Origin of the sequence: Neobacillus niacini (genome assembly GCF_000759675.1) — a bacterium.
GTDB classification, from domain to species: Bacteria; Bacillota; Bacilli; order Bacillales; family Cytobacillaceae; genus Neobacillus; species Neobacillus niacini_A.
In genome coordinates this window covers 1-4,620 of the sequence record NZ_BAWM01000030.1, presented here as the reverse complement: position 1 = coordinate 4,620, position 4,620 = coordinate 1, and the positions used below count along the sequence as shown (strand labels likewise).

The 4,620-nt window shown below is 34.8% G+C and carries 3 protein-coding genes and 1 pseudogene; 1 reads left to right on the top strand and 3 read right to left on the bottom strand.

Features of this window, described 5'->3' with window-relative positions; translation table 11 throughout:
- Nucleotides 1–352: 352 nt before the first annotated feature.
- Nucleotides 353–991 carry a DUF1036 domain-containing protein gene (locus tag TR08_RS14685; protein ID WP_045519304.1) on the top strand — a complete coding sequence of 213 codons (639 nt, stop codon included), beginning with the start codon at nucleotides 353–355 and terminating at the stop codon, nucleotides 989–991.
- A gap of 617 nt (nucleotides 992–1,608) precedes the next feature.
- Here the strand turns inward: TR08_RS14685 and TR08_RS14680 are convergent.
- From TR08_RS14680 to TR08_RS31050, 3 genes and pseudogenes are all read right to left on the bottom strand, one after another.
- Complete coding sequence (locus tag TR08_RS14680; protein ID WP_045519302.1) at nucleotides 1,609–2,499, bottom strand: glycosyltransferase family 2 protein; 891 nt, start codon at nucleotides 2,497–2,499, stop codon at nucleotides 1,609–1,611.
- 256 nt (nucleotides 2,500–2,755) lie between these two features.
- Complete coding sequence (locus TR08_RS14675) at nucleotides 2,756–3,559, bottom strand: hypothetical protein (RefSeq protein ID WP_238579147.1); 804 nt, start codon at nucleotides 3,557–3,559, stop codon at nucleotides 2,756–2,758.
- A 973-nt stretch (nucleotides 3,560–4,532) separates the two neighbouring features.
- Nucleotides 4,533–4,620 (bottom strand): annotated as a pseudogene (locus tag TR08_RS31050) (glutamine amidotransferase); the annotation flags it as partial.

Below are 4,620 nucleotides of genomic sequence, written 5' to 3'. Positions count from 1 at the left end.
CTTTTAGTAGAAAGGTTCCACAACTCGATTTACCAGCCAATCTTATATACGATCCTTCTAGAGGCTCAGCCTTTTTTTAAAACTAGTTTTTCTGGGTCTATTTTTGTATGCCCTTTTTCAGTTTTTATTTTCATGGTAGTTGAAAAAAGATATTTTATTCCTTACCTTATATGTCTCTTTTCCGTTCGTTTTTTAGACACAACAAAAAGCCGAATCCTTATTTGATCGGTTTAACGCCGTTGTGTTAGGCGTTCTCCTCAATTATGCATAGACAATCATCTAAAACATAGACAGCCAAATATAATATCGTGTGATATCAATAAATACCAATTAAAACGAGGAGTGGTTGTCTATGCATCGTCCATATTATGTACCTTCATTTCGATCTAATCTCAATTTCCCTTATGAATATAAGGTACCATATCCGCAGTATCAAACAAGTCCTTCGTATATAGCACCTACTTATGACATAAACCGAGTACCTACAGGATCAGTACCTTCAAGCTACACCTATGGTAAAGGTAGAGCTAAAGGCACACCTAGGTCTGACCAGGGTTTAAATCAGGAGGAATATACTTCGTATGAAATAAGTGAACGAAAAGCGCCGGGATTTTATATTATAAACGAAACCAACGAAACGGTGCAAGTAGCTATCTCCTACCGATCAAAAAATTGTGGTGGGGATGGCTGGAAAAATGTAGGCTGGTTCGTACTGGCTCCAGGGGAGGAGAGACGGGTGGTGAAAGGGTATATTGGGAACTACTTGTACTACTACGCCGAGACCCCAGATCTTACACACACGTGGCCGAAAAAGGAAGATGCTAAATTCCCAGTCTGGGTCGAATACGGGAAATTCAGTGATTGTGAAGTGTACCCAGGAAATCTCGGCGTCTCAAGTTCTTCTCCCCCCCCTGGCAAAAGAGTATATATGAGGGAGATTTATGCCCCCCCCACGAAAGCTATGACGATTCATTTGACAAAGGCAAACTAATAAATATAGTTTTATTTTTTTATATTGTAGGTACCCATTTTAAGCGTTGGGTACCTATTAGATATCAAACTCGAAATTAAAAGTGAGCTTTCGGAAAAGCCCATCGTTTCTTTAATTTTTATTATTATTTTGATCAATTGTATTTTATGATTTGTTTCTCTAAACCTCTTTCTATATTTCAATCTTTAACTGCCTGCTCGATTGTCGAGCTTATTTTAATTTCTATCCACTATCTATATCTGATGTTAAAAAGTCTGAAAATTCAGGTTTTGATGTTTCTGTTCTATATGGCCCTGATCCTGGCGTTGGTGTGTAACTTTGTCTAATGTCATAAGAAAAATTCAACCCAATTCGAAAATGGGTTATTGAGTATAAGAGGTATAGTAATTATACTATATATTTATCGACCTCTTTTTAAAATTATTTTGGGCCTTATTTTTTGTCTGGTTCCCCTAAATTCCTTATTTGTGGTTTCTTAATAAAAAGCTAACTCCAAATATTTTTTACCTTCAAATTAAAGATGAATTTTTAAGAGCCTGTCTCAAAAGGAATGAATTGCGATGATTTTATATTGCTTATATTTTCTAAATATCGATAAATTAAGATTTATCAGTTTATTAAAAGGGTATATTAAACGTATTCATATACCATTCATCGCTATATTTACGACGAGAAAAATAATTTTTTCGTTGTTTAAGAACTTCACTAGCAAGAACAGATTCATTAATTTTAGAATGTTTATGACTTCCAATTAGACTTTTACATTTATATATTCTCTCTTTATTAAAATGACTGTAAGCCATACGAAGCATATTGAAATGTATATTGTCAGGGATTATAAGATATGGTTGTGATTTCCTGAATACATGGAGAATTTTCACAACTGGCTGAACATAACATTTATAACCAAACAGCCACATTTTTATCGATATCTCTATATCTTCAAAGCCCCACCCCTTGAAACCAGTATCAAAACCACCAATATTAAAGAAAACATTCCTCGAAATTGCACAACATCCTGCTGGTAAAACTGCAATAGGAGCAAGAGTATTAATGTTTGAATACCATTCAACCCTTAAATGTTCATTTAACGTCATACCATATCCAGGAAAATTCGGCGATTTTGTATCAGCTATACCAGGCGTAGTACCATTGGCTAATCCATCTTTTATAGGCTTAAGTAAATGATCTATCCAAAAATCCTCAAAAAAAAGATGGGCATCACAAAAGATCAAATATTGTCCTAATGAATGTCTTGCCCCTATATTTCTAGCATTTGCTGGACCAACTCCTTTACTTCTTATTAGTTTTAATCGGGGTAAATCTGCATAAGGGGATTGAGATAGAAAATCACAGCATCCATCTGTTGATGCATCGTCGACTACAATGGTTTCAAAAGAATAGTTAGTTTTTACTTGAAATACCGAATTTATAGTATTTTTGATGTGGCTTCCTTCATTTTTAACCGGAATTATTAAGGATACCAAAGGCATGTAAAAGTTTAACATAAAATCACTTCTTTCGAATTAAATGAAGATAATCGTACTCCCCAAACTAAGAATGAACCCGAACTAAAAGTATCAGTTTGGTACAAATAGAGACAATTTTATTTATTGAAAACATATCATTTAAGAACAGTAAAGAATTTAAGTCTATTTGGATGTTCCACCAAAACATGATTATTGTTAAATAAATAATCTTTTTGGCTATCTAATGTAAGCTATACCGATATATTGATCTGTGGGGATTTAATTCTCATCGTAATTACTTGAGTTCGCGGAATTTAGCAGCTCTAAAGCAAAACTCCATAAAAAAAAATGGGGATTTTTTCAGAATGCTATATCTAGTCAAATCGGAAAGGGTCTTATCATAAACTGCGAACTGAGCGATTTTCCAGAACAAGTCTTCGCCCCATAAATCTAATGGATAGTTCCTAAGGTTATACCCAATATAAGAAAAATTATTATACTGATTGTACTTTGGAATAGCTTGAACAGCTATACCTGTAGTTCTATGGTCTGAATGGTCACCCGGGTTGATGGTTTTGTTAGTCTCGGGATGGTTGATCTTGACAGAAGAGAAGCCATCCGCCTCATTATCGATGATCCCCTGGAGGGTATTTACAAAATCTTGCCATCCGTGGTATAACGTTGATCCGTCCAATGACTTGATGGATGAGATTTGTCTTCGGTACAGCTTCTGAAGACTTTGATATCCTTGACTAGAAAATCCATCACCAGTCACATTTCCATCAGGAAGCCTGAGGAAGTAACACACGACATTTCGTCCTAACCATCGATGAAGAATATGATTGTTGATCTTAACTTTCTCTCGATTTCCATCCAAATATAATAAATCAGACATTCCAAAGCAAACAGAGCTGATTGCCCCCTCCTCATTTGCCATCCAATATGATTTATCACTTCCAGCATCATTACCTGTTGTATAAATGAACACTACCTTATTTTCCTTATTTGAAAGCTCCCAAGAAACGTTTGGGTTCATGAATAATTGCCAGTCGTCCATATGAGCTATGATAAAGAAAATTATTGTTTTATTGCTTGGCACTAGTAGTAACCTCATTTCTATGCTTTTTTAAATTAACTCTATATATTCTATTTTGAATAACTGCCCCATATGATAAATAATCCCTTAACCAAGGAGGAACACTTATTATGAGGAAATAGACTGGTGTTTAACCACAAAGGAGGATGGATTAAGAGGTTTTCAAATATGATTGGAAGTCGTTACGTATCGAGATGGTAAATAAAGAGATCTGGCATCCAGACCATCCACTTGGTACATTCGAGGTAAATCACACAGATAGCCTAATAGGCTGTGTTGATCGGCTAAACTTATAATTCAAGTAAAAAAGTGTAATTTTTCTTAGATCAACACCCACTTATACGTAAGAAAAATACGAAAGCTGATTTTAATTTATCTGATCGAGTAGCTGTTAGTGTCCAATGCTTAACATTCAATGACTCAGGATTCGGTTTTTAACCCTTGGATTCAAGAGCTGATAGACGTGCCTCTAGGTTTGCTAATTTGGCATTTAACTGATCGTTTTCAGCTTTGAGTTTTTCATTTAAACCTAGAATAGCATCCAAGGCTACACCCTGAACATCTATGCTAGAAATATTTATGTCATCATCTCCATTTAATCCGAATGTATCATGGAAATCTTGAGGTTGGGCAATTTGTGGCGTAAGTCTCTAATCTGTTGAGATTTCGAAAAAAACCAATCTTCAATTCTCCACCCCCAAAAAATGTCGCAACAATTAATATTCCACCTCATTATATTTATTCCCTGCTTAACACTCTTATTGAAGTAACCTGCACGTTAGCTCAACAAGAAAAAGCTGCCTTAATGACAGCTCTGACCTATAACTAAAGCACCCGATAGTTTAAGTATAATCATTCACAATCTCTATTAACTTCTCTAAAATTTTTAAGTTATGTACAAAAACTATACTTTGACATCGCATAAAGTATGGAGATTATTTCAAGTAAAATAAAACTGCCAGGTTCATTTTTAAACTCAATTATTTATTGAGTTCATTAGTTGGAAGAAGTATTCAAGTTTGTGAGTCTTATTTAGGTTATACCACGAATGTAATGTATCTGGT